General features: G+C 48.6%; 26 protein-coding genes and 1 other annotated feature. Of the genes, 16 read left to right on the top strand and 10 right to left on the bottom strand.

What is annotated here, in order from left to right; translation table 11 throughout:
- From fliW to KNQ11_RS09805, 3 genes are all read left to right on the top strand, one after another.
- Window positions 1-441: a flagellar assembly protein FliW gene (gene fliW / locus KNQ11_RS09815; RefSeq protein ID WP_244290058.1), complete on the top strand. Its 441-nt coding sequence runs from the start codon at window positions 1-3 to the stop codon at window positions 439-441.
- Window positions 441-665, top strand: coding sequence for a carbon storage regulator CsrA (gene csrA / locus KNQ11_RS09810; RefSeq protein ID WP_029342527.1), 225 nt, complete (start codon window positions 441-443; stop codon window positions 663-665). Before fliW ends, csrA begins: the two co-directional genes overlap by 1 nt.
- A 194-nt stretch (window positions 666-859) precedes the next feature.
- Entirely contained in the window at window positions 860-1,684 is an 825-nt protein-coding gene (locus KNQ11_RS09805) for a squalene/phytoene synthase family protein (RefSeq protein WP_029342526.1), read from the top strand.
- Between the two features lie 50 nt (window positions 1,685-1,734).
- On the opposite strand, the gene KNQ11_RS09800 is transcribed toward KNQ11_RS09805, so the two are convergent.
- The 5 genes from KNQ11_RS09800 to KNQ11_RS09780 all read right to left on the bottom strand — a co-directional run bounded on the left by KNQ11_RS09800 (window position 1,735) and on the right by KNQ11_RS09780 (window position 7,984).
- Window positions 1,735-1,902, bottom strand: coding sequence for a hypothetical protein (locus KNQ11_RS09800; protein WP_214771321.1), 168 nt, complete (start codon window positions 1,900-1,902; stop codon window positions 1,735-1,737).
- A 15-nt stretch (window positions 1,903-1,917) separates the two neighbouring features.
- The gene (locus KNQ11_RS09795; protein ID WP_149427790.1) at window positions 1,918-2,814 is read right to left on the bottom strand and encodes an alpha/beta hydrolase; all 897 of its coding nucleotides are present in this window, start codon (window positions 2,812-2,814) and stop codon (window positions 1,918-1,920) included.
- 23 nt (window positions 2,815-2,837) lie between these two features.
- Window positions 2,838-3,719, bottom strand: a complete 882-nt coding sequence (locus KNQ11_RS09790; protein ID WP_035410093.1) for a YitT family protein — start codon at window positions 3,717-3,719, stop codon at window positions 2,838-2,840.
- A gap of 86 nt (window positions 3,720-3,805) precedes the next feature.
- On the bottom strand, window positions 3,806-6,631 hold the full coding sequence (locus KNQ11_RS09785; protein ID WP_149427789.1) for a sensor domain-containing protein: 2,826 nt from the start codon (window positions 6,629-6,631) through the stop codon (window positions 3,806-3,808).
- A gap of 198 nt (window positions 6,632-6,829) precedes the next feature.
- The gene (locus KNQ11_RS09780) at window positions 6,830-7,984 is read right to left on the bottom strand and encodes a hypothetical protein (RefSeq protein WP_214771318.1); all 1,155 of its coding nucleotides are present in this window, start codon (window positions 7,982-7,984) and stop codon (window positions 6,830-6,832) included.
- Between the two features lie 130 nt (window positions 7,985-8,114).
- Between KNQ11_RS09780 and KNQ11_RS09775 the strand changes: the two genes are divergently transcribed.
- Together KNQ11_RS09775 and KNQ11_RS09770 are read left to right on the top strand one after the other, a co-directional pair.
- Window positions 8,115-8,771, top strand: coding sequence for a response regulator transcription factor (locus tag KNQ11_RS09775; protein ID WP_214723927.1), 657 nt, complete (start codon window positions 8,115-8,117; stop codon window positions 8,769-8,771).
- Window positions 8,768-10,033: a HAMP domain-containing sensor histidine kinase gene (locus KNQ11_RS09770; protein ID WP_214771316.1), complete on the top strand. Its 1,266-nt coding sequence runs from the start codon at window positions 8,768-8,770 to the stop codon at window positions 10,031-10,033. Before KNQ11_RS09775 ends, KNQ11_RS09770 begins: the two co-directional genes overlap by 4 nt.
- A gap of 257 nt (window positions 10,034-10,290) precedes the next feature.
- Here KNQ11_RS09770 and KNQ11_RS09765 read toward each other — a convergent pair whose 3' ends face one another.
- Window positions 10,291-10,794, bottom strand: coding sequence for a hypothetical protein (locus tag KNQ11_RS09765; protein WP_035410079.1), 504 nt, complete (start codon window positions 10,792-10,794; stop codon window positions 10,291-10,293).
- A gap of 137 nt (window positions 10,795-10,931) precedes the next feature.
- Between KNQ11_RS09765 and KNQ11_RS09760 the strand changes: the two genes are divergently transcribed.
- The 6 genes from KNQ11_RS09760 to KNQ11_RS09735 all read left to right on the top strand — a co-directional run bounded on the left by KNQ11_RS09760 (window position 10,932) and on the right by KNQ11_RS09735 (window position 17,390).
- A complete protein-coding gene (locus tag KNQ11_RS09760) occupies window positions 10,932-11,414 on the top strand; it encodes a hypothetical protein (RefSeq protein ID WP_214771313.1) in 483 nt (160 codons plus the stop codon).
- A 63-nt stretch (window positions 11,415-11,477) separates the two neighbouring features.
- Window positions 11,478-12,308: a GNAT family N-acetyltransferase gene (locus tag KNQ11_RS09755; RefSeq protein ID WP_214771310.1), complete on the top strand. Its 831-nt coding sequence runs from the start codon at window positions 11,478-11,480 to the stop codon at window positions 12,306-12,308.
- Window positions 12,309-12,588: 280 nt separating this feature from the next.
- Window positions 12,589-12,981 (top strand): hypothetical protein, encoded by a 393-nt coding sequence (locus KNQ11_RS09750; RefSeq protein ID WP_035396226.1) that lies wholly within the window; start codon window positions 12,589-12,591, stop codon window positions 12,979-12,981.
- A gap of 62 nt (window positions 12,982-13,043) precedes the next feature.
- Window positions 13,044-13,281, top strand: a binding site (T-box leader).
- A 98-nt stretch (window positions 13,282-13,379) separates the two neighbouring features.
- Window positions 13,380-14,888, top strand: a complete 1,509-nt coding sequence (locus KNQ11_RS09745) for a peptide ABC transporter substrate-binding protein (protein ID WP_149427785.1) — start codon at window positions 13,380-13,382, stop codon at window positions 14,886-14,888.
- A 161-nt stretch (window positions 14,889-15,049) separates the two neighbouring features.
- On the top strand, window positions 15,050-16,333 hold the full coding sequence (locus KNQ11_RS09740) for a methyl-accepting chemotaxis protein (protein ID WP_050678723.1): 1,284 nt from the start codon (window positions 15,050-15,052) through the stop codon (window positions 16,331-16,333).
- 214 nt (window positions 16,334-16,547) lie between these two features.
- Window positions 16,548-17,390, top strand: coding sequence for a flagellin N-terminal helical domain-containing protein (locus KNQ11_RS09735; protein ID WP_149427784.1), 843 nt, complete (start codon window positions 16,548-16,550; stop codon window positions 17,388-17,390).
- Between the two features lie 398 nt (window positions 17,391-17,788).
- Here KNQ11_RS09735 and KNQ11_RS09730 read toward each other — a convergent pair whose 3' ends face one another.
- Entirely contained in the window at window positions 17,789-18,622 is an 834-nt protein-coding gene (locus KNQ11_RS09730) for an endonuclease (protein ID WP_244290057.1), read from the bottom strand.
- A gap of 128 nt (window positions 18,623-18,750) precedes the next feature.
- Here KNQ11_RS09730 and KNQ11_RS09725 point away from each other — a divergent pair, with 128 nt between their 5' ends.
- Genes KNQ11_RS09725 through KNQ11_RS09705 form a run of 5 tightly spaced genes read left to right on the top strand, consistent with a single transcriptional unit; the run spans window position 18,751 to window position 21,634 of the window.
- Complete coding sequence (locus KNQ11_RS09725) at window positions 18,751-19,107, top strand: flagellar protein FlaG (protein WP_149427783.1); 357 nt, start codon at window positions 18,751-18,753, stop codon at window positions 19,105-19,107.
- A 17-nt stretch (window positions 19,108-19,124) separates the two neighbouring features.
- Window positions 19,125-20,696, top strand: coding sequence for a flagellar filament capping protein FliD (gene fliD / locus KNQ11_RS09720; RefSeq protein ID WP_149427782.1), 1,572 nt, complete (start codon window positions 19,125-19,127; stop codon window positions 20,694-20,696).
- A gap of 15 nt (window positions 20,697-20,711) precedes the next feature.
- Window positions 20,712-21,080 carry a flagellar export chaperone FliS gene (fliS, locus tag KNQ11_RS09715; RefSeq protein ID WP_056063022.1) on the top strand — a complete coding sequence of 123 codons (369 nt, stop codon included), beginning with the start codon at window positions 20,712-20,714 and terminating at the stop codon, window positions 21,078-21,080.
- Window positions 21,077-21,430, top strand: coding sequence for a hypothetical protein (locus KNQ11_RS09710; RefSeq protein WP_029342509.1), 354 nt, complete (start codon window positions 21,077-21,079; stop codon window positions 21,428-21,430). The genes fliS and KNQ11_RS09710 overlap by 4 nt, the downstream gene beginning before the upstream one ends.
- Before the next feature lie 27 nt (window positions 21,431-21,457).
- A complete protein-coding gene (locus KNQ11_RS09705; protein WP_167507588.1) occupies window positions 21,458-21,634 on the top strand; it encodes a hypothetical protein in 177 nt (58 codons plus the stop codon).
- Between the two features lie 49 nt (window positions 21,635-21,683).
- Here KNQ11_RS09705 and KNQ11_RS09700 read toward each other — a convergent pair whose 3' ends face one another.
- From KNQ11_RS09700 to KNQ11_RS09690, 3 genes are all read right to left on the bottom strand, one after another.
- Window positions 21,684-23,423: a sensor domain-containing diguanylate cyclase gene (locus KNQ11_RS09700; RefSeq protein ID WP_214723917.1), complete on the bottom strand. Its 1,740-nt coding sequence runs from the start codon at window positions 23,421-23,423 to the stop codon at window positions 21,684-21,686.
- Between the two features lie 87 nt (window positions 23,424-23,510).
- Window positions 23,511-24,173: a DUF2225 domain-containing protein gene (locus KNQ11_RS09695; protein ID WP_064299405.1), complete on the bottom strand. Its 663-nt coding sequence runs from the start codon at window positions 24,171-24,173 to the stop codon at window positions 23,511-23,513.
- 24 nt (window positions 24,174-24,197) lie between these two features.
- On the bottom strand, window positions 24,198-24,638 hold the full coding sequence (locus tag KNQ11_RS09690; RefSeq protein WP_149427780.1) for a YaaR family protein: 441 nt from the start codon (window positions 24,636-24,638) through the stop codon (window positions 24,198-24,200).
- Between the last annotated feature and the right edge of the window lie 6 nt (window positions 24,639-24,644).

Raw genomic sequence — 24,644 nt, 5'->3', positions numbered from 1 at the left:
ATGCAGATCGAAACGGATTTTTTTGGAACCATTACGATTGACGAGACGGAAATCATCACCTTCGCGTCCGAATTACCAGGTTTTCCGGAAGCAAAACGATTCATCTTGCTCCCGTTCGGAGAAGGGGTCCCGTTCTGGTCGTTTCAATCGATTGATCAGCCGGAGTGTGCCTTCGTCGTGACGAACCCGTTCTGGATTGATCCGGAATATGTCTTCGAGTTACCGGAGGCAGCAAAAGAGCAACTCGGAATCGAGGATACGGCGCAAGTCGCCGTTTATACGACGGTCACATTACGGGATCCGTTCACGACGTCGACGACGAACTTACGAGCACCTTTCGTCATGGAGACAAAACAACGGCTCGCAAAACAAATCATCCTAGACGATTCATACACGAATCGTCATCTGATCGGTAGTCTGACGGAAGTAGGTGGTCGCTGATGCTCGTACTTAAACGAAAGACGGGAGAAGCGATTCAAATCGGTGACGACATCGAACTGACGATTCTTGCAATCGAAGGCGATCAAATCAAGATTGGTATCAAGGCGCCACGGCAAGTTGATATCCACCGGAAGGAAGTCTACTTGTCGATCCAAGAGGAGAATACGGAAGCGTCCCGTAGTACTGGATTGATTGGACAACTCTTGAAACAACAGGAAAAATGATTCCATTTGAATGTCATCGGAACGTATCTTTTTAATGAACGATGCGCTTTAAACGAGGACGAAAAGACTCCCTTTGCCCGAATGTGCTGCAAAGGGAGTCTTTCTTATCATGAAACAAATGCTGAAACGCGTTGAATCGTGTATAGTAATGAAGAGAAAAGAAACCTTTTGAGCCAAAGAGGGAGTTGTCAGGAATGAATGAGACGAAGCAGCTGAAAAAAGACGCGAACCGTGTATTAAAAGCGACGAGTCGCACCTTCTATATCCCGATTAGTCGACTATCGCAAGACTTACAGGAAGCGGTCGGTGCTGCTTATCTATGCATGCGTGCCATCGATGAGATTGAAGACCATGAGGACTTGGCGACGGACGTCAAGACGATGTTGCTTCGCGAGACAGCGTTATTGATGCGGGGCACGTTCTCCGCTACGACCTATCTCGAGTTGATTGCGCCCTACACGGCGCACCTACCGGAAGTGACACTCCGTCTACCGGAGTGGATCGCCTATTGTCCGGCCGCAATTCGTCCGAAGGTCCTCGATTCGACGGCGGAGATGGCAGAAGGGATGGCTGTCTGGGCAGAGCGTGACTGGACGGTCGAGACGGAAGCGGATCTTGACGAGTATACGTATTATGTCGCCGGACTCGTCGGTGTCATGTTATCCGACATCTGGTACTGGAAGGCTGGTATCGTCACTGATAAACAGCAAGCGATCGGATTTGGTCGTGGTTTACAAGCCGTCAACATCCTGCGTAACCAACAGGAGGATGCGGAGCGTGGTGTCGGTTACTTCCCACCTGGTTGGACGACGGATACGATGTTTGCTTATGCGCGCGAGAATCTCGCAGAAGCCGATGCTTACCTTGCGTCCATTCCGAAGGAGACGACGATTTATGAATTCTGTCACATTCCACTTGCACTCGCACATGGAACGCTGGATGCCCTTGCAAAAGGGAAAGAGAAACTCAGTCGTCCGGAAGTCTTGAAGATTGTCGGCGCTGCCGTACTAAAACGATAAGCACAAACAACAGCCGCTCGTTTCCGTCAAGGAAGCGAGCGGCTGTTCGTTTAACGTAATAAGTAAAGAGCTAGTCCGATTAGGGCAGAGCCGGTCCAAATCAAGGCTATCGTTCGTCCGTACGGTAAACGATAGCCGGCACAGCGGGAGACGAGCAGTCCGATTGTCATGACTATCAGTGCGACGAAAAAGGTCAGGAACAACGATAACTGTTGCATGTCAATCTCCTTTCATCAATGCAGATCTGACAAGTACGTCATGACTTTCTCTTCATATGCTTTCCGGTCGTGCGCATACGACTGGACGTGTCCACCATTTTCCGTCACGTAGAGCTCGGAGCGCGGTGCCGCCTTTTGAATCTTCATGCTTTCCGTGACCGGAATCGCATCGTCGTCCTTCCCGTGGATCAACAGGATCGGATACTCGATCCGTCGAACCGCTTCAATCGGTTTCACCCGTTCTGGATTGAGGCCTGTCAGAGGTGGCGTGATCTCCAGGATGATCGGGGTGAACGGGAAGTTCGGTAATCCGCTCCAGACAGGCAGATTCGTTGCGAGATAGTTCTCGAGATCGCTAAACGGGCTGTCGGCGATGACGCCGACGACGTCCGCCTTTGGAGCGGTCACGAGTGATGTTGCAGCGCCCATCGAGATACCGTAGAGGACGACTGGTTTTGAAGACCGTGACTTCGCGTAGCGAACGGCCGTCAGCAAATCATCTTGTTCCTTTGCACCGACTGTGACACGTTTTCCGTCCGATTCACCGGACCCGCGGAAATCAAATGTCAGGACGTTATAGCCCGCGTCGTGGAACTTCTTGAATAACGGGAAGATCGGAACATCTTCTTGCTCCCGGTTCTTGCCGTAACCGTGGGCGAAGACGACCGTCAGTTTTGCATCCTCACTTGGCATCCACCAGCCGGACAAACGTGTCCGGTCTTTATAGGAGCGGAAGGTGACGTCTTCATAGTCGAGTCCTTCCGCTTTCTTTGGTGTCGTCGTCAAGGCTTCTCGTTCCGGTTGCGTCAACGAGGAGCCGACATAACCGGAAATCCCGATGACGACGATGACAGCAAGCGTCACGATGACGATCACGCCACCGATGATTTTCTTACGATGTTTTTTCCACACCCGTGTTCCTTCCTTTCATTCGGTTAATGGATATCTTTTTTCTTGAAGCGACCGCCATGGACATCATGGATGTTGCCGATCGCAATGAAGGCTTGTTCATCGAAGTCACGGACGATGTCTTTGAGTTTTGATTCCTCGAGGCGACTGATGACGCAAAAGATGACTTTTTTACCGTCGCCGGTGAAGGCACCTTCTCCGTTTAAGTACGTCATGCTTCGACCTAGTCGATCCATGATTGCAAGACCGATCTCTTCGTAATTCTCCGAAATGATCCAGACACTCTTCGACTGATCGAGTCCGTCGATGACGACATCAATCGTCTTGAAGGCAACGAAATAGGTGATCAACGAGTACATCGCCCGGTCCCAACCGAAGACGAAGCCAGCGGCGCCGAGGATGAAGACGTTGAAGAACATGACGATCTCACCGACTGAAAACGGCGTTGAGCGGCTGAAGGAGACAGCAAGAATCTCGGTTCCGTCGAGTGATCCACTCGAGCGGATGACGATGCCAACGCCGATTCCAAGAATCAAGCCACCGAAGACGGTCGCGAGCAAATCCACGCTCGTCAGCGGACCGATGTGCTCGAGGAGTTTTGTTGCGATCGCCATGACGAAGATGGCATATAACGTCGACAGGGCGAACGTTTTTCCGATTTGTTTGTAGCCAAAGAAGATGAATGGGATGTTCAAGAAGAACAGCCATAAGGCGAGCGTCGTATCGGTCACTTTTGAGCCGATGATCGAGATCCCGACGATTCCACCATCGATGATGTTATTTGGAACAAGGAATCCTTTCAGTCCAAGCGCGAAGATGATGGCACCGATCGTCAGCATCAATAATCGTCGAAAGAGCTGACCTTTCGTAGAGCGGCGATGATGTTTCGTAGGTAGTGGTGACTGCATGCCATTCCTCCCTTCAGAAGTAAAACGCTTTACGATTACTATAACAAAAAAGCACGAAGACGTGTGTGAACGTCTTCGTGGAGAGATCAAGGGCGATAACGTAACGACTGGAAGAACCGCATGATCTGTTCCGCTTCTGTCGGATTCGTGTATTCGCCGATATATTGTTCATCTTCCTGTCCGGTGATCGTCACCGTACACGTGACGAGTTGTAATCCTTCACTTAAGCGAACCTCAAACGTCGCATCCGACAACGGTAACGGTGTCTTCGTTGAAAAGTAGAGCGCCCGCGTACTCGTCTGATGGGCTTCGATGTCCGAAAAAGGAAGTTCGAATGGTCGTTCATGATGCGTTAACATGCGAACCTTTCCTGAGACAGAGAAGCGAGGAACCGTATCGCTCGACAAGGAACAGGCTTCGATCGGATACAAGATCTCGCGCAAGAGGAACGATTCCATGACGTCCGCTGGCACCGGGCGACTAAACAGGTAGCCTTGGATACTCGGACAATTGAGCGTCCGGAACGTATCGAGCTGACGAAGTGTCTCGATGCCTTCTGCGACGACCGTTAGATTGAACTCACCTGCCATGTAGAGAATACTTTTGACGATCGCTTGGGCTTTGGCGTCATCCGTGATGTGGGTTGCGAACTGTCGATCAATCTTGATGACGTTGATCGGATACCGTTGCAGATAGACCATCGAGGAATAGCCTTTCCCGAAGTCGTCGAGTGCGATCCGAACGCCGATCCGACTGACGTATTCAAGCGTCCGACTCGTCATCGGGTCATCCATGATCAAGGCCGCTTCCGTGATTTCGAGTTCAAGTAATTCAGGTGCGAGCTGATACGTCGATAGCATCCGCTCGATATGATGTTCAAAACCAGGAATCAAGAATCGTTTTGGTGAGACGTTGACGGAAATCGGAACGAGCTCTGCGCCTGTTGCTTTCCAGTGTTGCATCGAACGACACGCCGTCTCGACGACCCAGTCCCCGATTGCGACATGTAAGGCACTCTCTTCAGCAAGCGGAATGAAATCGTTCGGGGGAATGCGTCCCCATTCCGGGTGTTGCCAGCGAATCAATGCCTCGAGACCGACGATTTTTCCGGTCCAGCTATCGACTTTCGGCTGATATTCGAGGAACAGTTGATTACGCTCAATCGCATAATGCAAGTCCTGCTCAAGACGATAGCGTCGGTAGTAATCGATATCAAGATTCGATGCGTAGTGGTGCATCGCGCTGTGGTTTTCACGACGTGAGCGACGTAAGGCGGTATAGGAATGCTTCAATAATTCGACAGCGTCCGTACTGTCTTCCGGATATCGGCTGACCCCGACCGAGATTCGCGCGAACAAGGCATACGGTTCGATCGAGATCGGTGTTTCCGATAAGTCGAGTAGTGCCTCAGCACATGTCGTCACGTCCTGTTTATAGCTCGTCGGTACGAGCAAGGCGTACTCATCGCCACCAAGGTGCCCGAGAAACGTCTCGTCCGGTTTTGTTTGTTGTAATAAGGCTGCCGTTCCTTGTAGCCACTGATCACCGGAACCGTGTCCGAAGGCGTTGTTGATCTCAGCGATCCGGTTGAAGGAGACAGTGAGGACGAAGAACGATTGATTCTTTTCTTGCCACGCGTCAATCGTCTCGATGAGTGCTTGCCGATTCGGCAGATGTGTCACGGCGTCACGCAAAGCAAGCTGCCTTAATTGTTCCTCGTACGCTTTTTGAAGCGTGATGTCATGCATGATGCTATTTGTGTAAGCAATCGTGCCGTCTAGTTGGAAGACCGGGATCTGTTGGTCCTCGATCCATTTGACGCGACCATCCGGGAAGTGAAGACGATACTGGATCGTACCCGCCTGACCGTCGACTAACCGTCTAATGAACTGTTTCATCGCCGCGTGATCACGGACGTCCAACCGTTCAAACAACCACTCACGACTAAGAATTAAATCCTGCGGCAATTCTTCAAAGATGTGCAGGAAACCTTGTGAGTGAAAGAGGATTCGTCCCGAGAACAAGTCGATTTGTGAGATCGCGGCATTAACGGCTTCGTAGATTTCACGTGCCTGTGCCCGTTCCGTGACGAGTTGACGTCGCGCTTCGTCGACTTCCGATAAATCATAGAGGACGACCGATAGATGATCTGGATGATGTGGACGATGAAAGGCTTTCAAGCGCAACAGCTGATAGGTATCGTCAGCGGTCAACAGGGAGACTTCCATTTCAAAACGTTCCTTTTCACCCGCAATCAAACGTTCCATCTCGAACCGGAGCGGATCGAAGTCACGTGGATGAATCCGACTAAATAACTGTCCTTGGTCAAGCGTCGTCGCGTTGACTTCTGAAAGACCTAGAAAATGCAATAAAGCGGGAGAAAACTCGATTGTTTGTGTGTTGACGTCGAAGTGAAAGACGACGAGTTCCGGAATCTGTTCCGTCAGTTCAAGTTGAGAACGAATCGACGAGACATCTTCTTCGAGTTGTTTTTCACGTGTGATATCGCGTGCGACTCCGTAGACACCGATGACTTGTCCGTCTTGTTCGACTGGCATGTTCGTGATCTTTAATGTGACCCGGTGTTGGTCAGCATGAAGTCCTTGCGCCGTATAATGAACGGTCTCACCGTTTAAGGCACGCGTGAAAAAGGCAGTCACCGCTTCAATCTGATCAGGCGGATTGAACACAGCGAAATGCTCATAGAGCGTCTCAGCGGAATAGCCGAGCATGTCTGGTAACTGTTCATTGAAATAGATGATCGTTCCAGAGGCATCGAATAAAAAGATTGCATCTGTCTGTTGCTGAAAGAAGGCTTCCGCCGTTTCCGGACGGGACACTTCCAGTCCACCGATATAGAGTGGGGCTGTGTCGGATTGACGAATCCGATTCATCGCTTCATGAAAAGCCATCCACGTCACCTCCTTACAATACTAGCGTTCTCTTTACTAGTATCGGGTGTAGGAAATGGAAATTGCAACCTTCGTTCAAGGAATAGACTTATTTTTCAAAAAAGTGAACCAGTATATGAAAATCATGATTAAAAGACATCTGTCCTAAATCGAACACAAAAAAGCCGAAACTCTCATGAAAGAGCTTCGGTCTCACCCTTAAATCGCTAAATCGACGGACGTGTCACTGGCATTTGGATCGGTATCCGTTCCTTGATCCGGTGCGCCCGGCATGTCGCCGTCCGGACCAGGTCCGTGTCCTCGACCATGACCACCATCGCGTGCTGGTCCTTTCTTCAAATCAGCGTAGCTTGAGACTTCATCCGCTCGAGACTGGATGTGTTCCTTGATCTGCTTCGCTTGTTTGTCTGTCAGCTTGCCATCTTTGACTTGTTGATCAATCGCAGCAGTTTGAGCTGTCAGGACGGCTTTCTCGAAATCGGCGTAAGCGATCTTGTTCGCTTCCGCGAATTCAGGTAATGATTGCTTTGCAGCTTTAAATTTCGCTTCATCGAGTCCAAGTGCTTTTAAAATTGCGGATGTTGAATCACCAAAGACACCACCCGGTCCATGGTCGCCACGCTTACCGTGTTCGCCGCGATCCGGAAGATCGTCGTAGCTCTTTGCATCCTTATATTTCTCTGTCAGTCGAGACTTGATTTCCGTTGCTTGCTTTTTCGTCATCTTCCCGTCTTTGACGAGTTGATTGAGTTCACTTGTCTGCGCCGCAAGCAATGCTTTTTTATAGTCGGCGAACTTGATCGACTGTGCCTTCGCATAAGCAGCAAGCGATTGATTCGCTGCGTCGAACTTCGACTGGCTCAGTCCGAGTGCCTTCAGGACGTCAGCAATCAATGATTCATTGAAGAAACCTGGTCCACCGTGGCGACCCATCGGCATCTTGTCTTTGAGTTCAGCGTAGCTCTTGACGCCACTGAACCGTTCCGTTTGACGCTTCAACATGTCGTCTGCTTGCGTTTGCGTTAAGTCGCCTGATTTAACGAGACTTGCCAGCTGCTCCTTCGCTGCTGCGAGTTCTGCTTTTTTGTAATCAGCGAACGAGATTCCTTTTGCTTTTGCGAGATCGGCGATTGATTGCCCTTTTTCCCGGGCAGCATCTGCCTCAGCTTGTGTCAGGTTCAATTTTTTCAAGAGTAGCGTCATATCATGTTTTTTCATACCTTCGAAGTGGTGCCCGTGTTTCGCTTGTTTTGTCGTGCTCGAGTCGTCGTTCGTCGCAGCGTATGCTGATGCGCCTCCGACTGTTAATGCGCTAATTGTCAATGCAGTGATCCATTGTTTTTTGAATGTCATGGGATGATCACTCCTTTCACCTTTTATGGTAGAGGGTCACGAAAGAGAAGTTGTGAGGAAGTTGCAAAGAAACTGCGAAGAAAGGCAAATGTAGGCAAAAAGGCGCTACACTAAGAGTGGAGGGATGACCATGAACGTACTATTGATTGAAGATGAACAAAAATTAGCGCAGGTGACGGCACGTTTCCTTCGGCACCATGCGTATGAGGTGACGATTGCCGGTTCGTTAGCAGAGGCGAAACAGTGCCTGACGAGAGCGTTTGATGCCGTTTTGATCGACGTCCGCTTACCGGACGGGGACGGTTGGTCACTTGTACCAAGTATCAAATCACAAGTTCAGCCACCGGTCGTCTTCATGATGACATCACGCGGCGAGGCCGATGATCGCGTCTTCGGACTCGAACTCGGTGCCGATGACTATCTCGTCAAACCGGTCGTCCTGAAAGAATTGACGATCCGGCTTGAACGGGCACTTAAAGTCCGTCCGGTCGCTCGCCATGCGTTCGGTGACTTGACGATCGATGAGAAGGGACGCCAAGTCAAAACAGGTGAGCGGGCGATCAGTCTCGCAAAAATGGAATTCGAACTGTTGCTTTACTTCATCGAACACCTCGGGGAGGCACTGAGTCGGGATCAGATTCTTGATGACGTCTGGGGGTACGCGTTTGGTGGCGATACCCGGACCGTTGATACACACGTTAAACAATTACGGGATAAGTTACCTGTCATTAAACAACAATTGAAGACGGTCCACCGGGTCGGCTATCGATTGGAGGCGATTGAATGAAACGGCGTCCTTTGATACGTAAGTTCTTATACGCTGTCGTCGGTCCGCTGCTCGTGATGGGGATCCTCAGTTTCGTCTTGACGGCGTTTCTCGTCAATCGATTCGCAGAAGGCGAACGGTACGATCAACTCGCCCGGGAAGCGAACATCATTAAACAAGCGCTTGAAGCCGACACGCCGATACCGCGTGATATTCAAGGGTTTTTGACGACCGACGGGTTGACGCAACGGATTGGGGCGCGCGGACCGGCGGGGCGGTTGCCACTTCTTGATAATCTCAAGAAGGAAGATGTCATTGAAGTGCAAAATGAACGGTTGCTGACGTATCAGTTGACGGTTGACGGAACGCGCATCACGACGGTCCGACAAGCACCACTGGCGAGTAGTGCGCTGAGTGGTGTTTATCTCGCGATCGGACTCGCGTTACTCGTGACCCTATTACTCGCATCGTTACTCGCTTACTATATGGGACGACACCTGACACGACCGATCGTCACGCTTCGATCCGTTGCTCAAAAGATTGGTGCTGGCGAAACGGACGTCGTCCTGCCGGCGCGACCGAAGGATGAAGTCGGGGAGTTGATTGACGCGGTCGACGAGATGCAGACGCAACTCAAACAGAAGGATCATCTACAGAAGACGTTCATTGCCGGCATCACCCATGACTTGCGGACGCCGCTCGCGATCATTCGAAACGAGACCGAGGCACTGGCAGCAGGTGTCATTCCCGTCGCTGAACTGCCCGACGTGACGACGAGCATCATCGAGGAGACGGATCGACTCGGTCATCTGATTGATGAGACGTTGCTTTATTCGAAGCTTGCTGGTGGACGGATGCCGCTTGAAAAAACGGATGTGGCACTTGATGAACTCGTGCTTGCGACAATTGAACGCCTGCGCGGGACGTTCACGCAGGCAGGACTGACACTGGCGACCGATCTCCAGCCGATTAAGCAGTCCATTGATCCACGCATGTTCGAACGTGTTTTAATCAACTTCTTGATGAACGCCCGTTTTGCTTCACCCGTCGGCGGGACAGTCACCGTTCGCTTAACGCATGACGAATTGACGGTCGAGGATGAAGGAGCGGGAGTTCAGGCCGAAGACCGGGCGACGATTTGGGACGTCTACGTTAAACAAGAAGGCAGCGCCGGGCACGGACTGGGTCTTGCAATCAGTCGGATGATTCTCGATAGTCATCAATTCGACTATGGTGTGCGCGACCGAAGCGGTGGCGGAGCGGTGTTCTACGTTCGGTTTTGATGGGGTAGAATGGTAGAGGATTCTGACAAACGATTCCGTCATCCTTGCTTTCCACAGGCGGGAGTAAGCCGCGGCATCTTGCACTCCGTGCCATCTGCCGGGTCTTACTAGTCCCTGACGAAAGTGCTATTGGACTTTCTTTTCCTGTAGGAGTCGCGGATGAGCTACTTCGTTTTGGAATAGGCATACGAAAAAGGAGAACAGCTTCCATTTCACACAGAAGCTGTTCTCCTTTTAATGCTGGTAGAAGTTAAAGATCATTCGCCTTCGTTCGCATGAACGAGACTTGGTTTGACGAGGGTATAGAACTCATCGCTCATCCCGACACGGCTGCCCATTTGGCACGCGAGTTCGAGTGTTTCCTTATAGAAGTTCGCGACGAGATCGTGATTCTTGATGTGCTCGTCTTGCATCGCCTTTTTGACCCCAAGGACGACTTTTTCGATTTGCTCATCGGCATCATTGCGGACCGGTACGACGTTTTCCGGAAGATCGACTTCCTTATCATGTCCGTTGAAGCGGAACGAGGCACCGAATCCGAGGTGCTCGAGGAAGAAGTGCGGTAACAGTTTACTAGCGAAGAACTGATGCCATTCCGTCTCTTTCATCGCTTCCATGTCACGCTTGAATGACGTCGTTGCGAGTGCATAACGATCGTGTGTATCCTTCATGAACTTCTCGAGGATCGGAACCTGCATTGCAAACGCATTCTTGAGCAAGTTATCGAGCTGTTCTTGCGTTAATTGTTCTTGTTCAGTCATCGCTTTAACCCCATTTCGTTTCGTTATCCCTATCGTAAGAAATTTAGACAATTCCGTCAAATCTTTTTCAAGAATAGAGTTTACCTATTTCACAAAAGGGAATTCATAACTATCGATCATTTTAAGGGGGAGTCAGCATGAAACGAATCGCAATGACAGGAGTCTTACTCGGAGCATGTCTGACTCCAGTGACGGGCTTTGCTGCAAGTAACGTGACGTATAGCAAAGGAGTCGTCGCAAACAAGACGTTCGGCTATACCGTCAAGACGACGGACGCGTTAAAAAAGGCGATCCAACAAGATAAAGTCGATCTCGTTAAGAACAAGACGGTCAAATCGAAATACGGTGTCGTCACGCGGAGCGGCACGTTCGCGTTGTACTATAAAGTCAAAGGAGCGGATCAGCTGCTCGTCAACTTGAACTACGAGCCGAAGAAGCTCTCGAAAAAACAGTTCGACCGTGAAATCGGATATGGTACATATCTCGGGACGAAAGGGAGCAAAACGTACTACTACGTCTTACCGACGGAAGCCGTCAAAGGCGCTGTCGGCAAGAAAACGATCGAAAACTTGATCGTCAAGGACGTCCCGCAGATGATGAAGACATTCAAACTGCAATGAGCACTAGCTTTTGCTAGTGCTTCTTTTGTTCGTTCGGTATAGTTGAAAATGAGGTGAATGAATATGGAATGGAACGTCACAGACGTCAAACAAACAACAGATGTATTACAACTCGAAAAATGTGTCAACGATCACGATGACATTGAATTAAAAGTCGCAGCCGATTGGGTTGGCGAGAACGATTTCGCAATCTATGATGGCGAGCAATTGATTGGATATTTACAAGCATTCGCTTACTTACCGACGGAGTGGGAATTGAATGTCTTCGTTGATCCGGATTATCGGAAACAAGGCATCTTCACGGCACTTGTCGAAGCGGCACGTTCGCGGGCAACGGAAGCGGGCGTCGAAGCATTTACGTTCGTCATTGACGATGCAAGTGAGTCAGGTCAAGCTGTCCTCGAAGGATTAGGTGCTGAGTACCGGATGACCGAATACAACATGATTTTGAAAAAGGCGCAGTTGTTCTTGAAAGCCGATCCGGATTTCGAATTACGCGAAGCGACAGCAGACGACCGTCCGTTCATCGTCGAGACGCTTGGTAAATCGTTCGGGAACACGGACGAAGAAGCAGAGTCGATCTATCAAGCGATTGAATCTGACGACCGAATTACGTTCATCGGTGTCGCGAGCGGCAAACCGGTCGGTGTCATCCGTGCTTATCTCGCTTCCGATACACAAGCGAGCATCCATGCGTTTGCGGTTCGTCCAGAAGCGCAAGGTAATGGTTACGGCAAAAAGATGCTGAAATTGATGGTTCAAGCGTTGTTCCGGACGGGTCGGACACAACTTGAGCTCGACGTCGAGACGGATAATGATCGTGCACTCGATCTTTACAAAGAGGCAGGATTCGTCGTCCATCGTGGTTATCAGTTCCACGTGTTGGCGGTTTAAAATAATGAGCGATTGACGGATATTCCAGTGCATGCTGGATGCTCAAGGTGCTCCACTCCTACAGAAAAAAGCGCAGTTGCGCTGTCAGAGACAAACAAGAACCGGCTCTTCGCTTGAAGCGAAAGAGTCGCGGCTTGTGTCTCGCCTGAGGAAAGGGAGCAAGACTTGAGTATAGTCGTCGATCGTTTTTTTGTTATTTTACAAACTAAACAAAAACGTTGGAACCTTTTCTGCAATCCGTCGTATACTAGACATATGGAAAAAAAGAGGAGGCGACGTCATGGAGAGTCGACAGGATTCATTGCGGACGTTGAAGTGGGTATCAGGTGGAATGGAAGCGGTGCTTGGGATTCCGCTCCTAGGTGGTTCAATCGTTATTTTCTCAGGTTACAATGCCCTGTGGTTGATGCTCGCGTTTCACATCGTCGTCGTCGTATTGACGGCACGTGCCGGGAACGTCTCAAAAGGGAACATCGTCGGGATCGTCGCATCAACGGTCGGTGTCATTCCGGTCGTCGGGATGTTCTTACACATGGCAGCAGCGATCACGATCTTACTTGACGCAGCACTCAGTAACCGAATCGTTACACGAACACATGTCAAACACGTCGAACCGATTCGACCACGTCCGGTCCGTCGGGAGCAAGAAAAACAAGAAGATCATCCGTTCTGAGTTTTTTTCGTTGACAGTGAAAAACAAGCCGTGTAAAGTAAACAACAAGTTAAGCCATATCAATTACATCGACGACGCGGAGTAAGTATCGTCAACACTGCCGACCAAGCGAGTCAGGAATGGTGAGAGCCTGACACGGTAAGCTGAACGAGAATGGACCGCTGAGAGCCTGTTGAACCTTCGAGTAGACAGGACGGTTGCCCCCGTTACCGGGCTAGCTGGTTGTTGGACCAGCGACAAGTGGAGACGATTTTTCGTCTCAATCAGAGGTGGCACCGCGCGGATACAGGCGTCCTCTATGCATTAGCTGTTAGCTATGCGTAGAGGGCGCTTTTTGTTGTACGTCAAGGTATGCCGAATCATCCAACGCTCATCATATTTCTCAGGAGGCACTACACATGAAAAAGACATTGATCGCAGCGGCGAGTACGGCAGTCCTATTAGCAGGATGTGCAACGACAGAACCAGCAGAAGATAAACAAGCGGACAAAAAAGTCCTGCATACGATGGAGAGTTATGACCTCCTGTCGGTTGACCCGGCAGATGCCATCACGTCAAACATCTTCAACCAAATCTACGAAGGACTCTATCGCTTTGACGCGAACAACGAACTTGTTCCAGCGGCAGCGAAATCACATAGCGTGTCTGAAGACGGAAAAGTCTATACGTTCAAGCTTGACCCGAATGCAAAATGGTCGGATGGAAAGCCCGTCACAGCGGAGAACTTCCGCTATGCATTCGAGCGTGTCATCAAAACGAACTCACCGTTCGCTTACTTGCTTGAACCTGTCGAAAAAACGACAGCGGTCGACGACCAAACGCTCCGAATCGAACTAAAGCGACCGACACCATACTTCCTTAGCATGACGACGTTCGGCACATATATGCCAGTCCGGGAAGATATCGTCAAAGCAGAAGGCGACCAGTTCGGAACGGATCCAAAAACGAACGTCTACAACGGACCATTCACGTTCAAGAAATATCAAGCGGAACAAGGCTATACGCTCGCGAAGAACGCTGAGTACGCAGACCGGAAGAATGTCAAGATCGACGAAGTCGACGTTAAAATCATCAAGGATCCGATGCTTGCGATCAACTTGTTTGAGTCAGGAGAGCTCGATGTCGCGCCACTCAACTCGGAGAACGTCGTGACGTATAAAAATCAAAAAGAGTACAACACGTTCAGCGATTCGCGGATGTTCTTCATCCGGATGAACGAAAAGACGGATGCTTTGAAAGATAAAGAAACACGCCAAGCGATCGATGCGGCATATGATAAAAAAGCGATGACGGAAACGTTGCTCGGGAACGGATCACTCCCTGCGGACTACATCGTACCGAAAGAACTTGATCCGAAATACGATAACGCGCGTCAAATCGAATCATCATATGATGTAGCAGCGGCAAATAAAGTGCTGGCGAAGCAAAATCTTGAGTTGACGATGTTGATCGAAGATGACGACGTCTCGAAAAAAATCGGGGAGTATATCCAAGGCGCGTTGAAGAAGCAGAATGTCGACGTTAAACTGTTGTCACTTCCGAAGAAAGAACGTCTCGCCCGTGAAGGACGAGGGGACTATGATTTGTCACTTGCGAGCTGGGCTCCGGACTATCAGGATGCGACGACATACCTGAACTTGTTCACGACCGGTAACCCGTTCAATATGATGGATTATTCGAACAAACAGTATGATCGTCTCTTGAAACAGGCTGAAGGTGAACTCGATCAAGACAAACGTCTTGCCTTACTCAGTAAAGCGGAAAGCTTGTTGCTCGACGATCAAGCGATCTCACCGGTCTACCAACGGAAGAATGCCTTCTTGCAAAACACGGAAGTCAAAAATCTCGCACGACACAATGTCGGAACGGATATCTCGTATAAGTATGTTGAGATTGAGCGGAAATAAGAAAGAGAGTGATGGACGATTCGATCATCACTCTTTTTGGTGTGTTTTTGTCATATCACTGGGAATCGTTTTTGAAAATCGGGTCAACTGACTTAAAACGGTTACAAAAGAAACCGATAGAGAGGACGGTGAAAGAAGATACAGGAAAGGGAGTTTCGGTTATGCGTAAATTACGAAGCAACTTGAAGGTACGGTTATTCTTTTGGGTCTTGGCGATCTCAGTCATCACGAGCGGCATCTCAGCTCAGCTCGTGCTCTATCTCCACCGTGGACTTGATGTCGCGGATACGAACGCGATCTGGATTGGAGCAGGGATTGGCTTATTGTTATCGTTGATAGGGACGTCGTTGACGCAATTGATCTTACGTCAACCGATCAAAGCGATCGAAAAGGCGACGGAAACGGCACGCGAAGTCGCGAATGGCAACTTCAACGTCGATTTCGAGGAAGCGAAGCGCGGTGATGAAGTCGACCAACTGATGCACGAACTAGAAGTGATGGTCTTACATATCCGTAAACAAGCGACACAGATGGGAAGCTCGAGCGATAAGCTGACAGCGTCCGCGCAAGAGATCGCAGCAGCAGTCCAAGAAGGCAATGCGTCGGGTGAAAGCATCCGTTCAGCGATGGCAGAGCTATCAGCGAAGATGAACGAAAACGTCGATCAAGCCTACTTGTCGATGGACGCCCTCGGTGCGGTCAAACGGACGATGGATGAAGTTGCAAAAGAGATGAACGAAGCATTGAAATCAGCGACAGTCATGCAGACGGAAGCACAGAACGGGAAGACACTCGCAACAGATTCCGTCGAAGCGATGCATATGATTTCGAAGAAGATGGAACAGTCAGCGACACTGAACGGTCGTCTGACGGACATGACAGGCGAAATCTCACGGATCACGGATGTCATTAGTGATATCTCAGCTCAGACGAACTTGCTCAGTTTGAATGCATCGATTGAAGCGGCACGAGCAGGAGAAGCAGGACGAGGTTTTGCGGTCGTTGCAGCAGAAGTCAAGAAGCTCGCGGAACAGACGGCGACCTCAGCAAAAGAAATCACGGATTTGATTTCTGGCGTCAAACGTCTCGTTAATGATACGGCAAACGCGATGACTGATGTTCAAAGTGAAGTCGCAACAGGTGTCGGACTCGTTGAACAAGCAGGATCGTCATTTGAAGAGATTCATCATTCGACAGAGAATGTCTACTCACGCGTTAAATCGGTCGACCAGCTCGTCGTCAAATCGGATCAAGAGATTGATCAAGTCGGTTTAACGACAGCGAATATCCTTGCAATGGTTGAGGAAGCATCAAAGCACGCGGAACAAGTCTTACAGGCATCAAGCCATCAAGCAGCATCGCTCGGTGAAGTGAACGGGGCGATGGAAGAGCTTGTTGCTGTAGCGGAACAACTACAGGAAGAGACTGGTGCGACGCGTCTCTAAACTATGGGGAAATCGTACATCCGACATGGATGTACGATTTTTTTGCATTTTTTTGAAGAAAGTTGTTAAACATTTCGGATGGGCGACGATATATAGGGTGGAAGCAGTCATCGACTAATTCTATCGTGTCACCCTTGGGCCGGCCAGGGGGCACATCTCGGAGAAGACGGATCTTCGAAGAGACAAAAAACTTATCCTATGGAGGGAAATTACAATGATTATCAATCACAACGTAACAGCGCTTAACACGCACAACAAATTGTCTGCAGCTTCTGCAGCACAAAGTAAATCAATGGAGAAACTCGCTTCAGGTCTTCGCATCAATAAAGCGGGTGACGATGCAGCTGGTCTTGCAATCTCTGAAAAAATGCGTGGACAAGTTCGTGGACTTGATCAAGCTTCACGTAACGCACAAGACGGTATCTCCTTGATTCAAACAGCTGAAGGTGCATTGAATGAAACGCATGACATTCTTCAACGGATGCGTGAATTAGCGACTCAATCTGCCAACGATACTAACACACTTACTGACCGTCAAGAATTACAAAAAGAATTTACTCAGTTAGCAAAAGAAACTACACGTATTGCTAAAACTACTGAGTTTAACACTCAAAAATTACTTGATGGTTCAGATGCTGACGGTAAAGTGTTCCAAATTGGTGCGAATGAATCACAAAACCTTACATTAGTTATTGGTAACATGGATGCAACTGCACTTTTAGTTGGTACAGGAACAGATGAGGCTTCAACAGTTGGTATTGACATTACTACTCAGACTGGTGCTAACACAGCTATCACTACAGTAAACACTGCGATTGAAACAGTTTCAGCAGAGCGTTCTAAACTTGGTGCTACTCAAAACCGTTTAGAGCATACAATCAACAACCTTAAAACATCTTCTGAAAACCTAACAGCGGCTGAATCACGCGTTCGTGACGTTGACATGGCGAAAGAAATGATGAACCAAACAAAGAACTCGATTCTTGCACAAGCTGCACAAGCAATGTTGGCTCAATCAAATCAAACTCCGCAGGGCGTTCTTCAACTCCTTCGATGATTGATTCTACCGGGCGTCTAATCTGGTAACGGATTAGATCATGACTGGGTGAATTGCTGGAACTCCTGAGAGCCTTGATGTACGACAACGTGGCTGGAAACGGCGAGCGTGACCGTTCTGAAAAACATCAAGGATTGGACAATCAGCAGCCAAGCACCTGTAGGGAAACCTTGGTGAAGGTTCAACGACTAGGATAGACGACCTAATGGACTTGTCCGATGGTTATGAAATCCGTACTCCGTAAACGGCGGGGGAAGTGCCCAGCTCCTTGAACTTTAAGGATGAAGATATAGTCTTATCATTGGCGAAAGTTAATGCGCGTAGCAAGCGAACCAACAGCCGCAAGGCGTTCTCCAATTACTCCGTTAATCGTAATTGGTGTATCTCGATTGTTCAGGTCACGGACTCGTTCCGTGACCTTTTTTTATGGCCTTGAGTTTAGCGTAGATTGACCATATCGACCGATTTAAGCGTTGTGCGATTTCTGATACAGGAACTTGATTGGCCATGTCATTCATCAATTGTTCCATTTCTAATGGACTGAAGTATCGATTTGGCTTTGTACTTAAGATATGGACATGTGGGTGATCCTGTTGTATTTGTTTCAATCGAATTTTCCAATCGAGTTTATACGAAAAGTCAGGTAACTCATTTACATAGGGTGTCAAATAATCAAGAAACTGCATCGTGTCTTCAAAACGAGTTGTTCGCAAGAAATATCCGGAGCCATTCGACGTTTTGGCTACTCTGAAATAGAGTCGGAAATTATGATTTAGCCATTCACAAAGCAGAGTCAGTGACTGTTTTGAAAAAGACTGAAGGTAAAGTGCGATTGTAGGAGAAGCAATCAGTTGTTGTTTTGATGTAAGGCGTTTTGAGACAATTAGTGAGCCGTCATCAAGATAGAGGGTCAATAAGAAAAGCGGATGATTACATAAGGAGAGTAAGGCGAAAGGAATATCTTTTTGATCAGATGGATAAAAGTAAGGATAAAGTTCCGTAAATAAAGGAAGGGAGCGTGACACTAAGTTGTTTTGACGAATGTATAGCAAATCAGGAAGTTGTTGTCGCTTCCATTCCCGATAAAATCGCTGTGACTCTCCAAAGTGTTCGCGATAACTATTGTTCTTTCGCCTAGAACTTGAATAACACTTTGTGATTTCTCCATCTCCTAGAATACTAGCTAATAGAATAGCTTGTTGTTGTGACGATAGATTGTTTAGCAACAGCATTATCATACCTCCTTTTTATAGAAACATACGTTCTTTTTACCCTGAAATCACGTTCCTTAAATTAATACTTATAAAATATCTAATTCAGCCGATATACTACATAGAGAACAAATAAGGAGTGACCGACTATGAATTCCATTAATACGGAAATTCGCCTTCATCTGCCTTCGAACGTCCTGCCGTACGAAGCGACACGCAATGTGTTTGTGGAAGCGAATCAGGAAGCGCTAGCAGAAGAAGGAGTCGTTGTCCTACCGACACCGCAACACATCACGAAACTTGAGACGGCGATGGAGCAGGCGAATGTAAAACTTGAACTGCAACGGACAGGACTTAAATTCGTCAAACATGAAAAATTAAACGAATATTACATTCAAGTCGTCGATACGAATAATAACGTCGTGCAAGAAATCCCAAGTAAAAAAGAACTCGATTTCTTTGCGGCATTCATGGAATTTAATCAATTAATCGATAAACGGATTTAACAGAAAGGACTGATTGGATGGCAGGGATTCGACTAAGTGGTCTTGCGAGTGGGATTGATACGGAAACGATGATTAAACAATTGATGCAGGCGGAGCGAGCACCGGTTGATCGTTTATCGCAAAAGAAACAGACGTTGACATGGCAACGTGATGCGTACAGAGAGATGAATCGGGCATTGCTTGATTTTCGGACAGCTGCAAGTGACATGTTATTATCAAAGAATTATCAATCGAAAACGGTCACGAGCTCGAATCCGACGGCGTTGACGGTGACGGCGAGTCCAACAGCGTCAACTGGCAGTGTGACGATTGACAGTATTAGTCAACTCGCGAGTGCTGCATCCGTAACACTCATTGCGGCAAGCGGAAAGAAGAGTGATGCAACTCTTGAAGAAAGTGGACTGTTCACGAAAGATGCGAATGGCAAAATCAATGTCCAAATCAATACATTTGATGCAACGGGCGTAGCGGTGACGGAGACACTGCAACTGGACGCAACACAAAAAATCTCTGACTTAACAGCAGCGATCAACGGTAAAACCAGTCTTGGAATGAATGCCGTCTTCAACGATTTAACAGGAAAACTGGTCTTAACGAAAACGAGTACCGGTAACTTAAACACCGCGGGAGCGGAAATCTCGATCGTCGATGCATCAGATAATACTGCGAAGGTTAATTCACAAGACAGCACATTCGGTCGTGAAGGACAGAATGCGAAGTACACGATTGGTGGACAAGAACTCGAACAGACAACGAACACGTTCACGCAAAACGGACTGACAATCACGTTAAATAATGTCTCGACGACAGCGACGACGATTAATACGACACTCGATACACAGAAAAACTTTGATTCGATTAAGAACTTCGTCGATAAATACAACGATGTCATCGATAAAATGAACAAAAAGGTTCGTGAGGAGAAGTATCGTGATTTCCAACCATTGACGAATGCGCAAAGGAAAGAACTAAGTGAGGACGAAGTCAAAAAATGGGAAGAAAAAGCAATGAGCGGTGTTCTCAAGAATGATAGCTACTTGCAGGACGGGCTGAATCAGTTTAGGAGTGCAATCTCGTCAAAGGTCGATACGGGTTACTCGTATACGTCAGGTACGGATACAATTCAACTCCGGTACATGTCGCAAATCGGGATCACTTCAACGAGTGACTTTCGTGACGGTGGAAAGCTAAAAATAGATGAGACGAAATTGAAGAAGATGCTTGAAGAACAGCCGGAAGGTGTCTTTAAACTATTCACAGCTGATGCGCCGGAACCGACGAAAGATGGGCAAGGTAACACCGTTCCAAACCCAAATGGACTGGACGGATTCGTGCGTCAGATTCAAGGATTTGCGACGACACTTCGTGATAAGATTTCTGGCGTCGCTGGACGTGACGGAGCGGTAGCGACGACGTATCGACTCGGAAAATCACTCGCTGATCTCGATAAGAGTATGTTGTCGTGGGAAGACAAGTTGAAACGAAAAGAAGACAGTTACTATCGCCGATTCGCGGCGATGGAACAAGCAATGAATCAAGCGAACAGTCAATCGGCGACGCTTGCCGGTTATCTCGGACAAGGACAATAAAAAGGAGGAAACGCGATGAACCCTTATGCAACGTATCAGACGAACTCGGTAACGACGGCGTTACCTCAAGATTTAACGTTGATGTTATACGAAGGCTTGATTAAATTCTCAATGCTCGCAAAACGAGCGATCGAACAGAAGATGATTGAACAAAAAAATACGAATATCCAAAAAGCACAAGCAATCATTACCGAATTGCAATTGACGTTGAATCAATCGATCGCCTTATCAAAGGATTTGAACAGTCTGTATGACTACATGCAAACACGGCTGATTGATGCCAACGTAAAAAATGATTTGGTTGCAATTGACGAAGTGATCGGTTTTGCCGAGGAGTTCCGCGAGACGTGGAAAGAAGCGATGAAACTCGCACGGCAACGATGAGTCCGCTCGATCCGCTTCGCCTGAAGACGAAACGATTGATTGAATTACTTGATCAAACGCCGAATGAAGAGACGTATGATGAATGGATCGAGAAGATTCAAGGTCTGCTGAACGAACGAGAAGCATTCATCGCGGCACACTCGAATCTGCTAGCCGGTGCCAACCAAGCCGTCATCCAGGAACTCGTCGCTGATAGTCGAAAAATCGACTTGAAATTATCAGCAGAAACGGCTAAATTAGGGGTACAAATCAGTCAGTTGCGTCAGACGCAAACGAGTCGTAAATCGTACGTTGATCCGTATGAGGAAGTCGATCATAGTTTTTCACCGTATTTTGATTCTCGTCAGTAACTTTCTTGTGTGAGGGAGGGATCTTTCGTGACCAAGCGGGAAGACAAGAAACGTTCGGTACCGCAGCCGTATTTCCAATCGGATGGCTCGTACGATCAGTTCATTGAACCGGACGTTGAATCGGAATCATGGGAAGAGTTCGAACGCCCTGTCTCCGATGCGCCAGATGCTTATGAAGAAGAAAAATATCGTCGTGAGTCGTAAGCTCACTAAAAATGCCCTGTCCATTTCCATGGATAGGGCATTTTGCCGTTCATTTAAAGCGGTAGGCGTTCTTCTCTTCCTGCTTGACGGTGTACATCGCTTCGTCGGCGCGAATTAAGAGCAGACTCGTCGTCCGACCATCCTCGGGATAACGAGCGATGCCGATTGACGGCGTGACCTGCATCGCAGTAGCGTCAAAGAAGAAGGGATCGTTCAAGCGAAGGAGGACATTCTCAGCGTAGGTGATCGTCTCCGCGCGACTGCGAGCGAGGAAAACGATGAATTCATCTCCACCGAGGCGCGCCGCTAAATCATCCTGTATTAAATCAAGTTGCAAGCGCCGTGCTGTCTCCTGCAAGACATAATCGCCGGCGTCATGCCCATAGCGGTCATTAATCTGCTTAAAGCCGTCAAGGTCGATGAATAGTAGTGATCCTTCGGTTAAGGTTGCGAGCTGCGCTCCAAGGTGATCCTCGAAATACCGGCGATTCGGAAGTGCCGTCAAGGCGTCGTGATAACCGAGCTCCTGGAGCCATTTTTCTTGCGATAAGGCTTCCGTCAAATCGGACAGAATGACGTAAAGATCTGCTTCACCCGGAATCGGAATCAACGTCACTTCGAATGTCCGTCCGTCGACGGGACGCATCAAGAGTTGTTTTTCACCAGTCTCAAGTTTCAGAAATGCCGCAATCAATTGATCGACTAACGCATCAGGAACATACCCGTGCGGGAAGTAACGTTCTGCTGCCGGATTCATCGCTTTCTCATGCCCATTGCCGTCGAAACGAATGATCGGTTGTGGGTGGGCGAGGAACAGGCGGCGGTACTCTTCCTTCCGGAGTTCGAGTTGTGTTGTATGGCGGTCGATCCGGTGTGTCAAATCGACTTCGAACGTCTCGAGTTCCGTTAGTAACTGACGATTGAGACGTTCGGAGAAAAACTGCCGGAACGTAAACAACGAGAACAAAATGATCAGGGTCGGGAAGTAGACATCCTGCGCCATCGGGAGGAACGTGATGCCTGTCATCAGAACAAGCAAACTAATATACGGCAAATACGGTCGCCCGAGTCGATCGCGTGCCGGTTGCTTTGGTGGGACATCTTTGAAATAGACAGCTAGTTCATGCAAACTGACCGCATAAAGCGGGAAGAAGCAAGCAGCGAACGTCAACTCATCACGAACGAAGAACGTATAATAACCGAAGTTCGCCAAGATGAATACCATCATCGCGCGGATCAGTCGTCTGTGTGCTGGTCCACGAAGTCCTGTCGCATATAAGACCAGAAAGAAGAACAACTGCGCAATAAAACTAATCGCGTAGCCGAGCATGGCAACGAACTCGATGTCGGAGCGAGCGAACGTCGGTACATGTTGCAATATGACCGTGTAACCGAAGACGAAGACCATCCCGAATAAGAGGATACCGTCGACGTAGAGAAGCCGCGCATGACGGATCGATGACCAGTCGATCAATCGGGAAAAGGCGATGGCCGTCAACATTAAAAAGGCGGTCAATGTCAGGTTCGCAGCAGAGTCGACTTCCGGTGGGTGCGGAAAGAAGGTCAGGATAAAGTTGATCCAGAGACCACTTGCGAACAAGAGAATCGCGATGCCGACCGAACGTTCCGGGTGTTTCGGAAAGAACCAACGCCTTGCTTTAACAGCGACGAACGTCACAGCAAGTAGCGTCGCAAGAACGGCAATTATTGGAACGAATGGTGTTCTGCTAACGAGTAACATCACCCCATAGGTGATGAGTAAATAAAGAAGCGGTAACGTCGGTCGCATCGCGGACCTCCTTTCCTGAAGCGGTGTGTTGGCTCCTTTCGACGAGTGGGGAAAAAAATCCTTGTTGCGTCTATTGACGAACAAGGATCAATCCTGCTCTTGCACCCATTCCCAGTGGGTTCGTGCGTCTTTTTTAACTTTGTCGGTCGCCGTTTGACTTTGGAACAAACGGCTGTACCATAAACGGGCATGTTCTTTGTCTTTTGTCACAGCATATAAATCAGCAATCCGAAGCCATAGAACATCTTCTGGAATACCACTTTCTTTAACGGATGTGTAATTTTCGTAAAGCGAGACATACTTCTCGATTGCTCGGTTGGCCCAGAGTTGTTCTTCCGCTGATTGACCGGTCAAACGATGCAACCAGGATAGACGAACTCCGAGCATCGCTTGGATCGCTGGTTTTTGCTCCGTCACTTGAGCCGTGTAGAGGCAAAGCTTATAGAGCTGAATTGCCTGCTCGATCGTCCGCTCCGTCCCGGCAAATGGTAAGACAGGAAGCGTCGGCAGGATGTGATCTTGTAAGGTCGCCCGAACGTCTGGTGATAACTTTCCGAACGACTCGTGGAAGAAGAACCGACAATGACTACACTGAACCGGTTCATAGAGATAGACGTTGACGCCTTGATGACGGATGAAGCCATCAAAGTCCGTCGAAGCGACACGGATATGCCGCGACAGGACTCGTTTCGTTTCTGTCGTCTTCAGGCAGAAGGGGCAGGTACATTTTTTTAGATATAGGTCTGGCATGTGGAGGAACTCCTCTAATTTGAATTAAACGAAAACGTTGACGAGCATCCCTTTGATTTCGCCGATTTGGTCGAGGATATCGAGACGGCGCGACTCACCAGAGATGACGGTATTCGTCAACTGGAGGAGCTTTGCATCGACTTGTTCGACGACTTTATAGATTTTCGTCCGACCGCGGCGATTAAAGCCACGCTTTTCTTCAAGTTGTTGCGATTGGTCGAGGGCATCTTTTAGGAAATCCTTAATCTTTTCTTTGTAGCTTTCGAGATGTTCGATCGTCTGGCTCTCAGCGAGCAATTGTCCGTGTTCTTCGACGAGCGCGAGCTTTTGTTGCAGGCGCTCGTAACCTTTGTGGTCCCGTTTCTCTTGCATCAAGGCAGAGAAGGTCGTCGACGCTTCGACTTCACGCGGACCACCCTTTAAGGACTGGAGTCGTTGCGTTTCTTGGATGCGGCGGATATCCATCGGGTC

This window comes from Exiguobacterium sp. s39, assembly GCF_018618925.1.
Taxonomy (GTDB): domain Bacteria; phylum Bacillota; class Bacilli; order Exiguobacteriales; family Exiguobacteriaceae; genus Exiguobacterium_A; species Exiguobacterium_A abrahamii.
The sequence above is the reverse complement of the archived record's forward strand: the minus strand, read 5'-3'. Positions and strand labels throughout refer to the sequence as shown.